Source organism: Streptomyces sp. NPDC058619 (assembly GCF_042717785.1).
Classification (GTDB): Bacteria; Actinomycetota; Actinomycetes; order Streptomycetales; family Streptomycetaceae; genus Streptomyces.
The window spans coordinates 15500-32241 of the sequence record NZ_JBHXQN010000015.1 but is presented as its reverse complement, the minus strand read 5'-3'; the positions used below and the strand labels follow the sequence as shown (position 1 = coordinate 32241).

Here is a 16742-nt window from a genome sequence, read left to right as displayed (position 1 = left end):
CTCAGGGGGTGCAGTCGAACCCGATCAGGGGGCCGCGGCATCCACCGCCTTCACGATCCGCTTGTCGGAGACCGGGTACGCCGTCCCGAGCGCGTGGGCGAAGTAGCTGACCCGCAGTTCCTCGATCATCCAGCGGATGTCGGTGACCGCGGCCGGGACCGGACGCCCCTTCGGCAACTGCTCCAGCAGCCAGGCGTACTCGTCCTGCATCTCGTGGACCTTCTGCATCCGCGTCGTGTCGCGCTGGACGCCCGTCGGCATCTGCTGGAGCCGCCGGTCCACCGCCACCAGGTAGCGCATGAGGTCTCCCAGGCGGCGCAGGCCCGTGAGCGTCACGAAGCCGGCCGGCACGAGGGCCGCCAGCTGCGTCTTCACGTCCTGCAGGTTCGCAACCAGGGTCAGGCTGCTCGTGGCCTTCAGCCGGCGCTCGCAGGCCTGCCAGGCGGCCAGCACCTGCTGCACCTGCCCGACCGTGCGGACGGTCGTGTCCACCAGGTCGGCCCGGACGGCCTCGTAGAGCTTGCGGAAGGCCGCCTCGTCCCACGCCGGGCCGCCGTGGTCGGCGATGAGCCGGTCGGTCGCCGCGGTAGCGCAGTCGTCGAACAGCGCCTGGATGGAGCCGTGCGGGTTCCGGGACAGGGCCAGCTTCTGCTGGTTGGTCAGGTGGTCCGAGGCGAACTTCGCCGGGTTCACCGGAATGTTCAGCAGGATCAGCCGCCGGGTCCCCAGCCACATCGCCTGCTGCTGCTCCGCCTCGGTGTCGAAGAGCCGTACGGAGACGGATCCGCCCTCGTCCACCAGCGCCGGGTACGCCTTCACCGGCTGGCCCGCGCGCCGGGTCTCGAAGACCTTGGCCAGCGTGCCGATGGTCCAGTCGGTCAGCCCGGAGCGCTCCACCGACTCCCCGCCCGCGCGCTCGGCGGTCGCCGCGGCGGCCTGGGAGAGCGCCTGGCGGGCCTTGGGCTTCAGGCGCAGCCGCAGGGCCTCCAGGTCCTTGTCCTCGGCGAGGTTCTTGCGGCGCTCGTCGACGATCCGGAAGGTGATCTTGAGGTGGTCCGGGATGCGGGTCAGGTCGAAGTCCTCGGCCGCGACCGGTACTCCGACCATCCGCTGGAGCTCGCGCGCCAGCGTCACGTGCAGGGGCTCCTGCAAGGGCACGGCGGTGGCCAGGAAGCGGCTCGCGAAGTTCGGCGCGGGCACGTAGTGGCGGCGGATCGGCTTCGGCAGCGAGCGGATCAGCTCGGTGACGACCTCCTCGCGCAGCCCGGGGATCTGCCAGTCGAAGCCCGCGTCGGTGACCTGGTTCAGCACGTGGAGCGGGACGTGCACGGTCACGCCGTCCGCGTCCGCCCCCGGCTCGAACTGGTAGGTCACCCGGAACTTCAGCTGTCCCTGGTGCCAGGAGTCCGGGTAGTCGGCCTTGGTGACCCCGGCCGCCTTCTCCGTCAGCAGCATCTCGCGCTCGAAGTCGAGGAGTTCGGGCTCCTCGCGCTTCTTGTGCTTCCACCAGGAGTCGAAGTGAGCCCCGGACACCACGTGGTCGGGGATCTTCTGGTCGTAGAAGTCGAAGAGCGTCTCGTCGTCCACGACGATGTCGCGGCGCCGGGCCCGGTTCTCCAGCTCCTCCACCTCGGTGAGGAGGCGGCGGTTGTCGGCGTAGAACTTGTGGTGGGTCTTCCAGTCGCCCTCGACCAGCGCGTTGCGGATGAACAGCTCGCGCGAGACCTCGGGGTCGATCCGGCCGTAGTTGATCTTCCGCTGGGCGACGATCGGCACGCCGTACAGCGTGACCTTCTCGTAAGCCATGACGGCCGCCTGGTCCTTCTCCCAGTGCGGCTCGCTGTACGTGCGCTTGACCAGGTGCTGCGCGAGCGGCTCGACCCACTCCGGCTCCACCTTGGCATTGACCCGGGCCCACAGCCGCGAGGTCTCCACCAGCTCCGCCGACATCAGGAACTTCGGCTGCTTCTTGAACAGCGACGAGCCCGGGAAGATCGCGAACTTGGCGGACCGGGCGCCCAGGTACTCGTTCTTGTCGGTGTCCTTCAGACCGATGTGCGACAGCAGGCCGGCCAGCAGCGAGACGTGGATGACCTGTTCGGGGGCGTCGGCCTCGTTGACGTGGATGCCCATGGACCTGGCGACCGTGCGCAGCTGCGAGTAGATGTCCTGCCACTCCCGGATGCGCAGGAAGTTCAGGTACTCCTGCTTGCACATCCGGCGGAACGAGGAGGAGCCGCGCTCCTTCTGCTGCTCGCGGACGTAACGCCACATGTTCAGGAACGCCAGGAAGTCGCTGGTCTCGTCCTTGAAGCGGGCGTGGTTCTGGTCGGCCTGCGTCTGTTTGTCCGAGGGCCGCTCCCGCGGATCCTGGATGGACAGGGCGGCCGCGATGACCATGACCTCGCGGACGCAGTTGTTCTTGTCGGCCTCCACCACCATGCGGGCCAGGCGCGGGTCCACGGGCAGCTGGGACAGCTGGCGGCCCATCGGCGTGAGCCGCTGCCCCTTCCTGCCCTCGGGGGAGGACTTCTCGCCCTGCTCCAGCGCGCCGAGCTCCTGGAGCAGCTGGACGCCGTCGCGGATGTTGCGGTGGTCCGGCGGGTCGATGAAGGGGAACTTCTCGATCTCGCCGAGGCCTGCCGCGGTCATCTGGAGGATGACGGAGGCCAGGTTGGTCCGCAGGATCTCGGCGTCCGTGAACTCCGGGCGGGAGAGGAAGTCGTCCTCGGAGTAGAGCCGGATGCAGATGCCGTCCGAGGTACGGCCGCAGCGGCCCTTGCGCTGGTTGGCGCTGGCCTGCGACACCCGCTCGATGGGGAGGCGCTGCACCTTGGTGCGGTGGCTGTAGCGGGAGATCCGGGCGGTGCCCGGGTCGATCACGTACTTGATGCCGGGGACGGTCAGCGAGGTCTCGGCGACGTTGGTGGCCAGAACGATCCGGCGGCCCGTGTGCTGCTGGAAGACCCGGTGCTGCTCGGCGTGCGAGAGGCGCGCGTAGAGGGGGAGGACCTCGGTCAGGCGGAGCCCCCGCTTCTCCAGCGCGTCCGCGGTGTCGCGGATCTCCCGCTCGCCGGAGAGGAAGACCAGGACGTCGCCCGGCCCCTCGGCCTGCAACTCGTCCACGGCCTCGCAGATCGCGGTGATCTGGTCCCGGTCGCTGTCGTCGCCCTCCTCCTCCAGGAGCGGGCGGTAGCGGACCTCCACGGGATAGGTGCGGCCGCTGACCTCCACGACCGGAGCGTCTCCGAAGTGCCGGGAGAACCGCTGGGGGTCGATGGTCGCCGAGGTGATGATCACCTTGAGGTCGGGGCGCTTGGGCAGCAGCGTGGCGAGGTAGCCGAGCAGGAAGTCGATGTTCAGCGACCGCTCGTGCGCCTCGTCGATGATGATCGTGTCGTAGGCGCGCAGCTCGCGGTCCGTCTGGATCTCGGCGAGCAGGATGCCGTCCGTCATGAGCTTCACGAAAGTCGCGTCCTGGTCCACCTGGTCGGTGAACCGGACCTTCCAGCCGACCGTCTGGCCGATCTCGGACTTCAGCTCCTCGGCGATGCGCTCCGCGACCGTGCGGGCCGCGATCCGGCGGGGCTGGGTGTGCCCGATCATGCCCCGGACGCCGCGTCCCAGCTCCATGCAGATCTTGGGGATCTGCGTGGTCTTGCCGGAGCCGGTCTCGCCCGCGACGATCACGACCTGGTGGTCGCGTATCGCCTCGGCGATCTCGTCCTTCTTCTGGCTGACGGGCAGGTTCTCGGGATACGTGACCTCCGGCATCCGCGAGGCGCGCCCGGCGAGCCGCTCGGCGGCCTTCGAGGCCTCCGCGGCGATCTCGTCGAGTACGGCCTGCCGGGCCTCGGGCTTGCGGATGCGGCGGGCGCCCTCGAGGCGGCGGCCGAGGCGGTGCGCGTCACGGAGGGAGATCTCACCGAGAAGCGTCTGCAGGGCGGCGAAGGAAGTAGACATACCTGGTCGAGGATCTCACCCGCGGCGGTCGGGTGGCGAACGCATTTGTGCCCCTCCCCGTACCATTTCGGGACGAGTACCCCAGTTGTGTGAGTGAGAGGCAGCCCACCTTGTCCCGCCGTCGCCGTTTGTGGTGCCTCGCGGCGGCCGCACTCGCGATGCTGCTGGGGGTGCTGGCGGGTCCGCCGACGACGGCGGCCCCCGGCCCGGCTCCGGCTCCGGTCTCCACCGCGGTCCTCGCGGTGGCTGCGGCTTCCGGCGCGGTCCAGGTCGCCCTCGCGGCGGCCCCCGGCGACCGGGGGCCCGTCTGCGACCCGGGTGCCCCCGGCCGGGGCGGCGTCCCCGCCGTCCCGGCGCGCGCCGGGGCCGACCACGCCCAGGGCCCGGCGGCCCGGCCGGCGCCCGAGGAGCCCCGGCCGCACGGCACGGCGCCCGTACGGGTCCCCGTACGCGGGCCCGACCGGCAGGCGCCCGGCCCGGTGGAGCTCTCCGTGCTGCGCGTCTAGGGGCCCGGTCTCCCCGGCCCGCCCACCACCCCACCCGCAGTCCTGGAGCACCCGCATGCCCTCTCCCGCGTCCTCTTCCTCCCGCAAGCCCCTGCTGTACGCCGCCGGCGTCGCGCTCGCCGCGCTCACCCTCGGGGTCGTCAGCTGGCAGGCCACCGCCCCCGCGGACAAACCCTCCGGCGGGCCCGCAGCCGCCGCCTCCGCCTCCGCGCCCCCGGCCGACCCCGCCGCCGCGCTGAAGGCGCTCGCCCGCCGCGCTTCCGGCGACAAGCTCGCCGTCGGCCGCGCCGACGCGCCCGTCGTCCTGATCGAGTACTCCGACTTCAAGTGCGGCTACTGCGGCAAGTTCGCCCGCGACGTCGAGCCCGCCCTGGTGAAGAAGTACGTCGACGACGGCACCCTGCGCATCGAGTGGCGCAACTTCCCGATCTTCGGCGCCGAGTCCGAGGCGGCCGCCAAAGCCGCCTGGGCGGCCGGGCAGCAGGACCGGTTCGCCGCCTTCCACGCCGCCGCGTACGCCGACGGCTCCAAGGAGAAGGGCTTCGGCGAGGCCCGCCTCCTGGAGCTGGCCCGCCAGGCCGGCGTCCCGGACCTGGAGCGCTTCGCGCGCGACGCGGCCGGCGAGCAGGCCGCGGCCGCCCTGGCCGGGGACCGGGAGGAGGGCTACTCCATCGGCGTCACCTCCACCCCGTCCTTCCTCGTCAACGGGCAGCCGATCGCCGGCGCCCAGCCGCTGGCCGCCTTCGACGCCGCGATCGCCAAGGCCGGGGCGGCGGCCCGGAAGTGACCGACATCGGATACCTGGCCGCCCTGCTCGGCGGCCTCCTCGCCCTGCTCAGCCCGTGCAGCGCGCTGCTGCTGCCCGCCTTCTTCGCGTACTCGATCGACTCGGCCTCCCGGCTCCTGGCCCGGACCGGGATCTTCTACGCGGGCCTGGCCACCACCCTCGTACCCCTGGGCGCGGCCGGTTCGTACGCGGGCCGCTTCTTCCACGGCAACCGCGACGCGCTGGTCCTCGCCGGCGGCTGGCTGATCATCCTCCTCGGCCTCGCCCAGATCCTCGGCCTCGGCTTCGCCTCCCGGCGCGTCTCCGAGCTGTCCGGGCGGATCCGGCCGACCACCGCCCTGTCGGTGTACGCGCTCGGCGCCGTCTACGGGCTGGCCGGCTTCTGCGCCGGCCCGATCCTCGGCAGCGTCCTGACGGTGGCGGCGGTCAGCGGCAGCCCCGCCTACGGCGGCCTGCTGCTGGCGGTCTACGCCCTGGGGATGGCCGTACCGCTGTTCGTGACGGCCCTGCTCTGGGAACGGTTCGACCTCGGCCGGCGGCGCTGGCTGCGCGGGCGGGCCTTCTCGGCGGGCCGCTTCTCCCTGCACACGACCTCGCTGCTGTCCGGGCTGTTCTTCATCACCCTGGGCGCGCTGTTCCTCGCCTACGACGGGGCGAGCGCGCTGCCGGGCCTGCTGGACGTCGACGACTCGTTCGCGGTGGAGCAGCGCGTCCGCTCGCTGGCCGGCCGGGTCCCCGACGGGGCGCTGCTCGGGCTGGTCGCGGTCGGGGCGGCCGCCGCGGGCCTGGTCCGGTGGCGCCGCCGGACACGGCCGGCGGCCGGGCCCGCCGGGGCGGCCGAGGGGGAGTAACGGCGGAAGGCCCCGTCCGAGGGACGGGGCCTTCCTGTGGTGGCTGGGGCCGGGGTCGAACCGGCGACCTATCGCTTTTCAGGCGATCGCTCGTACCAACTGAGCTACCCAGCCACGAAACCGTTTCCGGCTTCAGCGAACCTGACGGGACTTGAACCCGCGACCTCCACCTTGACAGGGTGGCGAGCTAACCAACTGCTCCACAGGTCCTTGCATTGTGCGAGAACAAGTCTCGCACATGGTGTTGCGTACCCCCAACGGGATTCGAACCCGTGCTACCGCCTTGAAAGGGCGGCGTCCTGGGCCACTAGACGATGAGGGCTAAAGGCCCGCCGGGCACTTCTCAGCGCGTCGGGGACGTGAGAAGCATATGGGATCCGGGGAGCTATCGCCAAAACGGTTTCCTCCGGAGGGACAATGGCCCGGTGCTGGAGATGACGCGCGAGGAGTTCGAAGAGCTCGTCGCAGAGGCCCTGGACCGCATCCCGCCGGAGCTCACGCGGCTGATGGACAACGTGGCGGTGTTCGTCGAGGACGAACCTCCCGCCGACGACCCCGAGCTGCTGGGGCTCTACGAGGGGACCCCGCTGACGGACCGCGGCGAGTGGTACGCCGGGGTGCTGCCCGACCGGATCACCATCTACCGCAACCCCACGTTGCGGATGTGCGAGGACCGGGAGAGCGTGGTCGCCGAGACGGAGGTCACCGTGGTGCACGAGATCGCCCACCACTTCGGCATCGACGACGACCGCCTGCACGAGCTGGGCTACGGGTGACCCGGTCGGCCCCCGGCGGTGACGGCGGCCCGGCCGGTTCCGGCGTCGACCCGCACGTGCCGTGCCGGCGCACCGAGCCGCAGGGCCGGGTCCTGGCGGCCGTGGCGGCGGGCGGGGCGGTCGGGGCGTCGGCACGGTACGGCGTCGCGCTGCTGTGGCCGGGCGGGCCCGGGGCCTTCCCGTGGGCGACCTTCTGGATCAACGCGGCCGGCTGCGCGCTGATCGGCGTACTGATGGTGCTGACCGGCGAGGGCGGCCGTACGGCGCACCCGCTGGTGCGGCCCTTCGCCGGGGTCGGCGTGCTCGGGGGCTTCACCACCTTCTCGGCCTACGCCCTGGACTTCTCGCGGCTGCTGGACGAGGGGGAGGCGGGGACCGCGCTGGCGTACGCCGGGCTCACCGTCGTGGCCGCGCTGGGCGCCGTGTGGGGGGCCGCCTCGCTGACCCGGCGGGCCGTCGGGGGTTCCGGGTGAACTGGCTGCTGGTGGTGGCGGGCGCGGTCGTCGGCGCGCCGCTGCGGTACCTGACCGACCGGGCGGTGCGGGCGCGGCACGACACGCCGTTCCCCTGGGGCACCTTCACGGTCAACGCGGCCGCCTGCCTGGTGCTCGGCGCGCTGGCCGGGGCGGCGCTGGCCGGAGCCTCCTCCTCGCGGCTGGACCTGCTGCTGGGGACCGGGCTGTGCGGGGCGCTGAGCACGTACTCGACGTTCTCGTACGAGACGCTGCGGCTGGCCGAGCGCGGCCGGACCTTCCTGGCCGCGGCGAACGTGGGCGCTTCGGTGCTGGTGGGGCTGGGCGCCGTCCACCTCGGGTCGCAGGTGGCGCGGCAGCTGTTCGCCTGAGGCCGCCGGGGTCCGCGCGCAGCGGGTGTGCGCGGGGGCGTGTCCCTTGCGGGTCAAAGGGAGTTGGGCACATTGACCCGCACATGCGGACTGCTCATCACCTCATCACCCATGTCCCGGAGGTGCCCCGTGCGCCAGTTGTCCGCATCCCTCCGCCTGGCCGCCGCCGCGCTCGCGGTCGCGGCCTCGGCGGGCTGCATGAGCATCGGCGAGGACGCCGCCAAGCCCGGGCCCTCCTCCTCGGCCGACCGCGGCGCCGCGTCGGGCGGCTCCTCCGGCACCGGCCGCGGTCCGGGTGTCCAAGGCAACGGACAGGGCGTCAAGGACGGTACGGGGACCCGTGACGGCAAGGCCAAGGAGGACGGCAAGGCCTCCGGCGCAACCGGGGCCACCCCGAGCCCGGGCGCCCCGAGCGGCGCGCCGGGGGCACCCTCCCCGTCGGCGGGACCCGGCGGCGGCGCGGGCGGCCAGGGCCCCCAGGAGCCGCCGCCGGGCGGCTCGGGCGGATCCGGGGGTTCGGGGGGCGGTCAGCCGCCGGCCAGCCCGACCCCGGAGCCCCCGCAGCCGACGCCCCCTGTGACGGAACCCACTCCGTCGCCGCCGGCCCAGCCGACCCCGGAACCGCAGCCCAGTACCCAGCCCCAGCCACAGGTGTAGCCCGCGCGGATGCTCCGCCGCCGGGTCGGCAGGCCCTCCCGGGAACGGGATCGTCGCAGGTCAGGGCGTCACTCGAGGGAGTGACTTGCCAGACCCGGGGGAGGGTGCGTATGGTTATAGATCGTTTGATCCCATTGCCCGGCGCCGACTCCGAAGAGCGCCGTGTGGCGCGTACTCTCCCCAACCGTGGCTGACCGCATTGAGGCGGTCGATTTGCGATTCACGGAGTTTGGGCGCGTGCCGAGACTCCGAGAGGTTTCGCATTTCGCATGTCCATTTCCAGTTCTGACCGTTCCGTCATGCCCGAGAACGACTCCAACGAGATCGTCGACGCCGAGGCCCTCGTGGTCACCGAAGCCATTGAGGCCATCGAGGCGGACGAGATCATCGAGGCCCTTGAGGCCGACGTGAACGACGACGTGAACAGCACCGACCTGAACACCGACGACGAGTCCTTCGAGGACTCCGCCGACGACTTCGACGGCGGCGACGACGCCGACGCCGAGCCCACGATGACCTTCAGCGACCTCGGTCTGCCGGACGGCATCGTGCGCAAGCTCGCCCAGAACGGCGTCACCGCCCCCTTCCCGATCCAGGTCGCGACCATCCCGGACGCCCTGGCCGGCAAGGACATCCTCGGCCGCGGCCGCACCGGCTCCGGCAAGACCCTCTCCTTCGGTCTGCCGACCCTGGCCTCGCTGGCCGGTGGCCACACCGAGAAGAAGAAGCCCCGCGCGATCATCCTCACGCCGACGCGTGAGCTGGCCATGCAGGTGGCGGACGCACTCCAGCCCTACGGCGACGTCCTCGGCCTGAAGATGAAGGTCGTCTGCGGCGGTACGTCGATGAGCAACCAGATCTTCGCCCTGGAGCGCGGTGTCGACGTCCTCGTCGCCACCCCGGGCCGTCTGCGCGACATCATCAACCGCGGCGCCTGCTCCCTGGCGAACGTCCAGGTCGCGGTCCTCGACGAGGCCGACCAGATGGCCGACCTGGGCTTCCTGCCCGAGGTCACCGAGCTGCTCGACCAGATCCCCGGCGGCGGCCAGCGCATGCTCTTCTCCGCCACCATGGAGAACGAGATCGGCACCCTGGTCAAGCGCTACCTGACCAACCCCGTCACGCACGAGGTCGACAGCGCCCAGGGCAACGTCACGACCATGACGCACCACGTCCTCGTCGTGAAGCCGAAGGACAAGGCGCCGGTCACGGCCGCCATCGCCGCCCGCAAGGGCCGCACGATCATCTTCGTCCGCACCCAGCTGGGCGCCGACCGCATCGCAGAGCAGCTCGTCGAGTCCGGCGTGAAGGCCGACGCGCTGCACGGCGGCATGACGCAGGGTGCCCGTACCCGCGTCCTCGCCGACTTCAAGGACGGCTACGTCAACGCGCTCGTCGCCACCGACGTCGCCGCCCGCGGCATCCACGTCGACGGCATCGACCTCGTCCTGAACGTGGACCCGGCCGGCGACCACAAGGACTACCTGCACCGCTCGGGCCGTACCGCCCGCGCCGGCAAGTCCGGTGTCGTCGTGTCGCTGGCGCTCCCGCACCAGCGCCGCCAGATCTTCCGCCTGATGGAGGACGCGGGCGTCGACGCCACGCGCCACATCGTCCAGGGCGTCGGCGCCTTCGACCCGGAGGTCGCCGAGATCACCGGTGCGCGTTCGCTCACCGAGGTCCAGGCCGACTCGGCGAACAACGCCGCCAAGCAGGCCGAGCGCGAGGTCGCCGAGCTCACCAAGCAGCTCGAGCGCCTGACCCGCCGTGCCGGCGAGCTGCGCGAGGAGGCCGACCGCCTGGTCGCCCGCTCCGCCCGTGAGCGCGGCGAGGACCCGGAGGCCGCTGTCGCCGAGGTGGCCGAGGCCGCCGAGGCCGAGGTCGCGGCTGCCGCCGCTGCCGCTGCCGCCGAACTGGCCGCGCAGGAGCGCCGCGAGGAGCAGCGCGCCCAGCGTGACGACCGCGGCAACTTCGAGCGCCGTGACAACCGCGGTGACAACCGCGGTGGCGACCGCGGCGGCTTCCGCGGTGGTGACCGCGGTGGTTTCCGCGGTGGTGACCGTGACAACCGCGGTGGCCGTCCGTCCGGTGGCTTCAACCGTGACGACCGTGGTGGCGACCGTCCGTCCGGCGGCTTCCGCTCCGGTGGCGACCGTCCGTCCGGCGGCTTCCGCTCCGGTGGCGACCGTCCGTCCGGTGGCTTCCGTTCCGGTGGCGACCGTCCGTCCGGTGGTTTCCGTCGCGACGACCGCCCCTCGGGTGGCTTCAACCGCGATGACCGTGGCGGTGACCGTCCGTCCGGTGGCTTCCGTTCCGGTGGCGACCGTCCGTCCGGTGGTTTCCGTCGCGACGACCGCCCCTCGGGTGGCTTCAACCGTGACGACCGTGGTGGCGACCGTCCGTCCGGTGGTTTCCGCCGTGACGACCGCCCCTCGGGTGGCTTCAACCGCGATGACCGTGGTGGCGACCGTCCGTCCGGCGGCTTCCGCTCCGGCGGTGACCGTCCGACCGGCAACGGCACCTTCCGCCGCGACGACCGTCCGACCGGCAACGGCACCTTCCGCCGTGACGACCGCCCGTCCTCCGGTGGCTTCCGCTCCGGCGGCGCCGGCGACCGTCCGTACGGCCGTCGCGACGACAACCGCCCGTCCGGCTCCGGTTCGACCGGCTCCACGGGTTCCTTCGGTGGCCGCCGCGACGACAAGCCGCGCTGGAAGCGCAACGGCTGATCCCGGCCCGGCTCGGCCGAACCGGCTGAACTGAGCGCCTGACAGGGCCCCCACGACATCGTCCTGGGGGCCCTGTCGCGTCCGCACCGGCGCCCCGGCCCGTGGCCGGCGGGCGGCCGACAGGCCGGGCACCGGATACCCGATCGGCTGACCGGCGCTCTGCGGCTATGCTCTGGGGTGAGCGCGTGGAGGGCCATTAGCTCAATTGGCAGAGCAGCGGACTTTTAATCCGTTGGTTGTCGGTTCGAGTCCGACATGGCCTACTCGTCGCGGCGTCAGCCGGGACGTTCTGACGTGCTCGTTCTGTGGCCCGCCCGGGATCCTCCGGACGGGCCACAGCTCTGTGTACGGGTCCGCAACTCGGTGATGCCGCCGAAGAGTTCCCGACAGCCTTGCTTTCCACCGCTGTTGGGGGAGGTCCGGGCGGGCGAAAAGGTCTGCGCATTTCCCCGGAATAACCGGCCTTTTGGGCCAGTTGCAAGGCTCTGACCTGCGGTGATGGCGTTCCTGGGTGCTGCCGGGAGGTTAATTGGCCGGTGCCTGCGCCCTGATGGCGTAGAGTTGTGTTTACCGACGCGGGGTGGAGCAGCTCGGTAGCTCGCTGGGCTCATAACCCAGAGGTCGTAGGTTCAAATCCTGCCCCCGCTACTCCGTACGAAGGCCCGGTTCCCCTTGGGGAGCCGGGCCTTCGTCGTGTTCCCTCCCCGGCGGCACCGTCGGGCTGCCGTCACCCGATCGGCCGCCGCCGGGTCGCCCCGGGGGTGTCCGGGGCGACAGCCTTGAGGGGGAGGCGGCGGCGGCCCGCACCCGTGCGAGGACCGGGCGGCAGGAGAGCGGCGTGGCGGGGCTGGGCCAGCGGGACAGCGGTGAGCGCGCGGGCGGTGCCGGGACCGGTACGGCCCGCCGGGTGGTCCGGCTGCTGCCGGCCGTGTTGATCGCCCTCGGGTTCTTCTTCGACGTGATGACCCCGCCCAGCTTCACCGGGTCCCCCTTCTTCACCGCGGCTCCGCTGATCGCGGCTCCGCTGTTCAGCTTCCGGGCCACGGCGCTGACCGGGGCGCTGGCCTCGCTCGCGGTGGTCCTGCTGCACCTCCACAACGGCACCACGTGGAAGGTCGAGGCGATGACCGAGCTGGCCACCGTGGTGACCGTGTCCGGGCTGGCGCTCCTGATCAACCAGGTGGTGCGGCGCAGCGGGGAGCGGCTCGCCTCGGCGCGCGGGATCGCCGAGGCCGCGCAGCGGGCGGTGCTGCCTACGCCGGCCGAGCGGATCGGAGGCCTGCACGTCGCGGCCTCGTACGAGGCCGCGCAGGCCGACGCCTTCATCGGAGGGGACCTGTACGCCGTCCAGGACACCCCGCACGGAGTGCGCCTGGCGGTGGGGGACGTGCGAGGCAAGGGGCTGGGCGCGGTGGAGGCCGTCGCCGTGGTGTTGGGGGCCTTCCGGGAGGCGGCGGAGAGCGAGCCGACGCTGGAGGGCGTGGCGCGGCGCCTGGAGCGCGCGCTGGCCCGGGAGGGCACCCGGCGGGACAGCCTGGACGCGGTGGAGGGGTTCACCACGTGCGTGCTCGGCGAGATCCCCCCGGGGGCGGAGGTGCTGCGGCTGGTGAACCGGGGTCACCCCGAGCCGCTGCTGCTGCACGCGGACGGGAGGCTGGCCGTCCTCGCCCCGGCGGATCCGGCCCTGCCGCTCGGTCTGGGCGAGCTCGGGGGGTGGCCGGACCGGGCCGACGAGTGGGCCTTCCCGGCGGGAACCACGCTGCTGCTGTTCACGGACGGGCTGACGGAGGCCAGGGACGGCGCCGGGGTCTTCTACGACCCGGCGGAGCGACTGCGGGGACGGGTCTTCCCCGGGCCGGACGCGCTCCTCGGCGCCCTCGGCAGTGATGTGCGGCGGCACACGGGCGGCGGCGCGACGGACGACATGGCGCTGCTCGCGGTGGGGCGGCCGGCGCAGGGGCAGCCGGAGCGGCGACGGACCGTCCCGGTGGTGCCGCGGGACGAAGGGTCGTAGCGGTACGTGGCCGAAGAGGCGCTCTCCGCAAACGGTGTGATGACCCGTCATGTCGCGCCTGTGGCTGGAGAGGTGGTGGAATCGGCGGGACTTTGCGGTCTTTGATCCGATTCTGTGGTGAAAGATGCTGGCCAAAGCTGTTCGGTGCGTGGCTGATTGGTGAGAACGATCAATCGCAACAGCTTGGAATCACTCCCCTGCGTCTATTACCTTTCGATAACGCAGCGCGGTCGTCCCGGCCGTCGCAAGAGACGGCGCCGTGCGTGTGTTCGCCATGAGGAGTGTGCCCCGGTGGCCTCCAACCTGCCCGCTCCCGAAGGCACCGAGATCCAGGAGCAGCCCACCGCGGGTGCCTGGGGCGAGTGGAACCCCACGGAGGACTCGGTCCGTCCGGTACGCGGCAAGCACCGGGTGGCCAGGCAGCGCGGCGGACTCGCCCGCAGCTCCACCGTGCTCGGCGTCGGCGTCATCGCGGCGGTCGGCGCGGGCGGCATCGCCACGGCGCAGGACCGGCCCCAGGTCGCGATATCCCTGCCCTCCCTCCCCTCGCTGCCCGACGTGATGGACACGGGATCCTCCGGCGACGACGCCCGCCGGACGGACGCCGGTTCCGCGGAGAGGGCCGCGGCCGCCGCCCGGAGCGGGATCATCCCGCGCCGGGCGGACCGGGGCGCCGACGCCGGAGAGGTGCTGCGCAACCGCATCCTCCAGCAGGCCGAGTCCCAGCAGGACGCCGCCGAGGCGCAGGCCCGGGCCGAGGCCGAGCGGATCGCCCGGGAGGCCGCCGGCCAGGAGGCGAAGGACAAGGGCGAGGAGGCCCGCAAGGCCGCGGAGAGCGCGGCGGCGGAGAAGGCGGCCGCGGAGGCCGAGGCGAAGACCGCCCGGGAGGCGGCGGAGGCCCGCGCGGCCGCGGAGGCCAAGGCCGAGCAGGAGCGCGTCGCCGCACCGTCCGGCGGCTACTCCCTGCCGACGTCCGCGTACACCCTCACCTCGCGCTACGGCGCCGCCGGCTCGATGTGGTCCTCCGGGCACCACACCGGCCTCGACTTCGCCGCCCCGACCGGCACCCCGGCCAAGGCCGTGGCCGCCGGGAAGATCGTCTCGGCCGGCTGGTCGGGCGCGTACGGCTACCGGATCGTGCTGGAGCTGGAGGACGGCACGGAGGTCTGGTACTGCCACCTGTCCTCGATGTCGGTGACCTCGGGTTCCGTCGGCGCCGGCGAGACCATCGGCCGCGTCGGCGCCACCGGCAACGTCACCGGGCCCCACCTCCACCTCGAAGTGCGGACGGGCGGCTCGACGGTGGACCCGATGGCGTGGCTCAACTCCAAGGGCCTGAAGGTCTAGAGCGAACGGGACCGGTCTGGCCCGGCCCCCGACCCCTCCGGTACGGCGCTCGCGTGTCCCTGCGCGGCGGGCGGCCGGGGACCCGGTACGCCCACCCCCGCGGGCGCGCCCGCGGCGACCGTCCGGTCCGCCCTGTCCGCCCGGTCCGAGGCGTCGTACGAGGGCGGCAGCAGCTCCTCCATGACCGCCGCCCGGGCCAGCGCGGGCCCCGCCGTCGCCCGCTGCTCCCAGAGCCGGTGCAGCAGCTCGCGCTCCCGTCCGGCGAAGTCGGCCTCCCCCGGCGGCCCGCCCCTCCGGGCCCGGTTCCGCAGCAGCGCCAGGGCGGCCGCGTCCGCCCCGTACCGGGCGACCGCGCGCCCGGCGGCCCGGCCCCCGCTGCGCCGGGCCAGGGAGCGGGCCAGCGCCCGGGCGGGCATGGAGGCCAGGGCCGGGACCTCGGCGGGAGCGAGCCAGCCCGCGGCCGCGTACACGGCGAGCTCCCCGGCGACGGCGCGCAGCCGGCGCCGCCGTATCCGTACGGCCAGCCACACCAGCAGCGCGAACGACGGGGCCATCACGCACCCGTAGACCACGTAGAAGCCGTACTCCCCGAACTGCGAGGAGCCGTTCCACAGCGCGTGCAGGCCCATGGCGGCCGCCAGCCCGAGCAGCGGCAGGCCCACCCGGGACGCGCGCCGGGAGGCGAGGGCGGCGGCGCCGAAACCGAGGCCGGTCAGCACGGTGAACAGCGGGTGCGCGAACGGCGACAGCACCATGCGGACGAAGAAGGTCGCCGCGGTCACCGAGTCGAGCAGGGGGGTGCCGTGGGCGAGGTCCTCGTCGAAGGCGTTGCCGAGGTAGAGGATGTTCTCGGTGAAGGCGAAGCCGGTGGCCGTGAACCCGGCCGCCACGAAGCCGTCGGCGGGACCGGCGAAGTGCCGTCTGCGGAACACGAACACCAGCAGCAGGGCGGCCGCCTTGGCGCTCTCCTCCACCACCGGGGCGATCGCGACCGAGCCGAGCTGGTCGGCGTCGGAGGGGTCGGCGGTGGCCGCGGCTATCCACTGGGTGGCGAAGCTGTTGGCCAGTATGGCGATCAGCGCCGCGGTGCAGGCGCCCCAGCCGAAGCAGAACAGCAGCTGGGGCCAGGGCGCGGGCGCGGCCCGGCCCAGCCACCGGAAGGCCGCCACGAGCAGCGGCACCGGGACCAGGGCCAGACCGAGGCCGACGAGGAACCCGGGCGTACCGGTCTGCTCCCGCACGAGTTCGAGGATCGAGACCCCGGTGGCGGCGAGCAGGACGACGAGCACGCTCGTGCGGACCGCGCCCGACGGACGTGCGAGCACACGGGGGAGCGCTCGGAACACCTCATGACCCTACCGAGCGGGTCGGACACGGGCGGTGACGTTGTCAGTTCTCCGTGCGACGGAACAACAAGTCGTGTACGAGGTGGCCCTTGTCCAGGCCCTGCCCCTCGAACCGGGTGAGCGGGCGGAAGTCGGGGCGGGGCGCGTAGCCGCCGTCCTCCCGGGTGTTCTCGAAGTCCGGGTGCGCGGTGAGGACTTCGAGCATCTGCTCGGCGTACGGCTCCCAGTCGGTCGCGCAGTGCAGCAGGGCTCCGGGGGCCAGCCGGGTCGCGGCCAGGGTGAGGAACTCGGGCTGGATCAGCCGGCGCTTGTGGTGGCGGGCCTTGGGCCACGGATCGGGGAAGTACACGCGGATGCCGGCCAGGGAGTCGGGCGGCAGCATCTCGCGGAGCAGGATGATGGCGTCGCCGTTGGCCACGCGGACGTTGGTCATCCCGCCGCGCTCGGCGAGGGCCAGCAGGTTGCCCTGGCCGGGAGTGTGGACGTCGGCGGCGAGGATGCCGGTGCCGGGGTCGGCGGCGGCCATCTGCGCGGTGGCCTCGCCCATGCCGAAGCCGATCTCCAGGACGACGGGGAGGCCGTCGAAGAGGGCCTTCAGGTCCAGGACGTCGTGGCCGTCGATGTCGAAGCCCCAGGTGCCCCACAGGCGCTTGAGGGCTTCGCCCTGGCCGGTGGTGACCCGGCTGCGGCGGGGCTGGAAGCTCCGGATGCGCCGCTCGTGGTGCGAGCCGGCCGGGTCCGGCGAGGGGCCGTCGGGGAAGCGGGGCTCGGTGCGCCACTTGGGCGGCACGTACGAACCCGCCTCCGGCGCGGTGTCCGGGAGGCGGGGCGACTGGGGGTTCAGGGACTCAGGCACAATGCGCTGATTCTACGACGGGACCCCGACCCGGCCGCTCAGGCGGACCGTCGGGGGCCCCGGGCC

At 72.8% G+C, this 16742-nt stretch carries 13 protein-coding genes and 5 tRNA genes; 12 read left to right on the top strand and 6 right to left on the bottom strand.

The genetic code is table 11. From position 1 onward, the window contains the following. Window positions 1-24: 24 nt before the first annotated feature. Complete coding sequence (gene hrpA / locus ACFWTC_RS17080; protein ID WP_384027685.1) at window positions 25-3963, bottom strand: ATP-dependent RNA helicase HrpA; 3939 nt, start codon at window positions 3961-3963, stop codon at window positions 25-27. Window positions 3964-4052: 89 nt separating this feature from the next. Here hrpA and ACFWTC_RS17075 point away from each other — a divergent pair, with 89 nt between their 5' ends. From ACFWTC_RS17075 to ACFWTC_RS17065, 3 genes are read left to right on the top strand one after another with little or no spacing between them, the layout of a single operon-like run. Then, on the top strand, window positions 4053-4469 hold the full coding sequence (locus tag ACFWTC_RS17075) for a hypothetical protein (protein WP_384027683.1): 417 nt from the start codon (window positions 4053-4055) through the stop codon (window positions 4467-4469). A gap of 55 nt (window positions 4470-4524) precedes the next feature. Beyond that, a complete protein-coding gene (locus tag ACFWTC_RS17070) occupies window positions 4525-5256 on the top strand; it encodes a DsbA family protein (RefSeq protein WP_383923899.1) in 732 nt (243 codons plus the stop codon). Then, entirely contained in the window at window positions 5253-6107 is an 855-nt protein-coding gene (locus tag ACFWTC_RS17065) for a cytochrome c biogenesis CcdA family protein (protein WP_383923902.1), read from the top strand. The genes ACFWTC_RS17070 and ACFWTC_RS17065 overlap by 4 nt, the downstream gene beginning before the upstream one ends. A gap of 37 nt (window positions 6108-6144) precedes the next feature. On the opposite strand, the gene ACFWTC_RS17060 is transcribed toward ACFWTC_RS17065, so the two are convergent. The 3 genes from ACFWTC_RS17060 to ACFWTC_RS17050 all read right to left on the bottom strand — a co-directional run bounded on the left by ACFWTC_RS17060 (window position 6145) and on the right by ACFWTC_RS17050 (window position 6429). Further along, a tRNA-Phe gene (locus tag ACFWTC_RS17060) sits at window positions 6145-6221 on the bottom strand. A 22-nt stretch (window positions 6222-6243) separates the two neighbouring features. Further along, a tRNA-Asp gene (locus ACFWTC_RS17055) sits at window positions 6244-6317 on the bottom strand. Window positions 6318-6356: 39 nt separating this feature from the next. Next, window positions 6357-6429 (bottom strand) — tRNA-Glu (locus ACFWTC_RS17050). A gap of 103 nt (window positions 6430-6532) precedes the next feature. Between ACFWTC_RS17050 and ACFWTC_RS17045 the strand changes: the two genes are divergently transcribed. From ACFWTC_RS17045 to ACFWTC_RS17005, 9 genes are all read left to right on the top strand, one after another. Beyond that, window positions 6533-6883, top strand: coding sequence for a metallopeptidase family protein (locus tag ACFWTC_RS17045; protein WP_266935388.1), 351 nt, complete (start codon window positions 6533-6535; stop codon window positions 6881-6883). After that, window positions 6880-7356, top strand: coding sequence for a fluoride efflux transporter FluC (locus ACFWTC_RS17040; protein WP_383923905.1), 477 nt, complete (start codon window positions 6880-6882; stop codon window positions 7354-7356). Before ACFWTC_RS17045 ends, ACFWTC_RS17040 begins: the two co-directional genes overlap by 4 nt. Further along, complete coding sequence (gene crcB, locus ACFWTC_RS17035; protein WP_383923908.1) at window positions 7353-7727, top strand: fluoride efflux transporter CrcB; 375 nt, start codon at window positions 7353-7355, stop codon at window positions 7725-7727. Before ACFWTC_RS17040 ends, crcB begins: the two co-directional genes overlap by 4 nt. A 138-nt stretch (window positions 7728-7865) precedes the next feature. Further along, window positions 7866-8384 carry a hypothetical protein gene (locus tag ACFWTC_RS17030; RefSeq protein WP_383923911.1) on the top strand — a complete coding sequence of 173 codons (519 nt, stop codon included), beginning with the start codon at window positions 7866-7868 and terminating at the stop codon, window positions 8382-8384. Window positions 8385-8653: 269 nt separating this feature from the next. Then, window positions 8654-11113, top strand: coding sequence for a DEAD/DEAH box helicase (locus ACFWTC_RS17025; protein ID WP_384074234.1), 2460 nt, complete (start codon window positions 8654-8656; stop codon window positions 11111-11113). 190 nt (window positions 11114-11303) lie between these two features. Beyond that, window positions 11304-11376, top strand: a tRNA-Lys gene (locus ACFWTC_RS17020). Between the two features lie 311 nt (window positions 11377-11687). Next, window positions 11688-11761: transfer RNA gene (locus tag ACFWTC_RS17015), tRNA-Met, on the top strand. A gap of 190 nt (window positions 11762-11951) precedes the next feature. After that, entirely contained in the window at window positions 11952-13127 is a 1176-nt protein-coding gene (locus ACFWTC_RS17010) for a PP2C family protein-serine/threonine phosphatase (protein WP_383923917.1), read from the top strand. Between the two features lie 291 nt (window positions 13128-13418). Then, window positions 13419-14474 carry a M23 family metallopeptidase gene (locus ACFWTC_RS17005; protein WP_383923920.1) on the top strand — a complete coding sequence of 352 codons (1056 nt, stop codon included), beginning with the start codon at window positions 13419-13421 and terminating at the stop codon, window positions 14472-14474. On the opposite strand, the gene ACFWTC_RS17000 is transcribed toward ACFWTC_RS17005, so the two are convergent. Next, complete coding sequence (locus ACFWTC_RS17000) at window positions 14471-15799, bottom strand: PrsW family intramembrane metalloprotease (RefSeq protein ID WP_383923923.1); 1329 nt, start codon at window positions 15797-15799, stop codon at window positions 14471-14473. The two genes, ACFWTC_RS17005 and ACFWTC_RS17000, sit on opposite strands and share 4 nt — an antisense overlap. Window positions 15800-15863: 64 nt before the next feature. Next, on the bottom strand, window positions 15864-16676 hold the full coding sequence (gene trmB, locus ACFWTC_RS16995) for a tRNA (guanosine(46)-N7)-methyltransferase TrmB (protein WP_383923926.1): 813 nt from the start codon (window positions 16674-16676) through the stop codon (window positions 15864-15866). Window positions 16677-16742 lie beyond the last annotated feature (66 nt).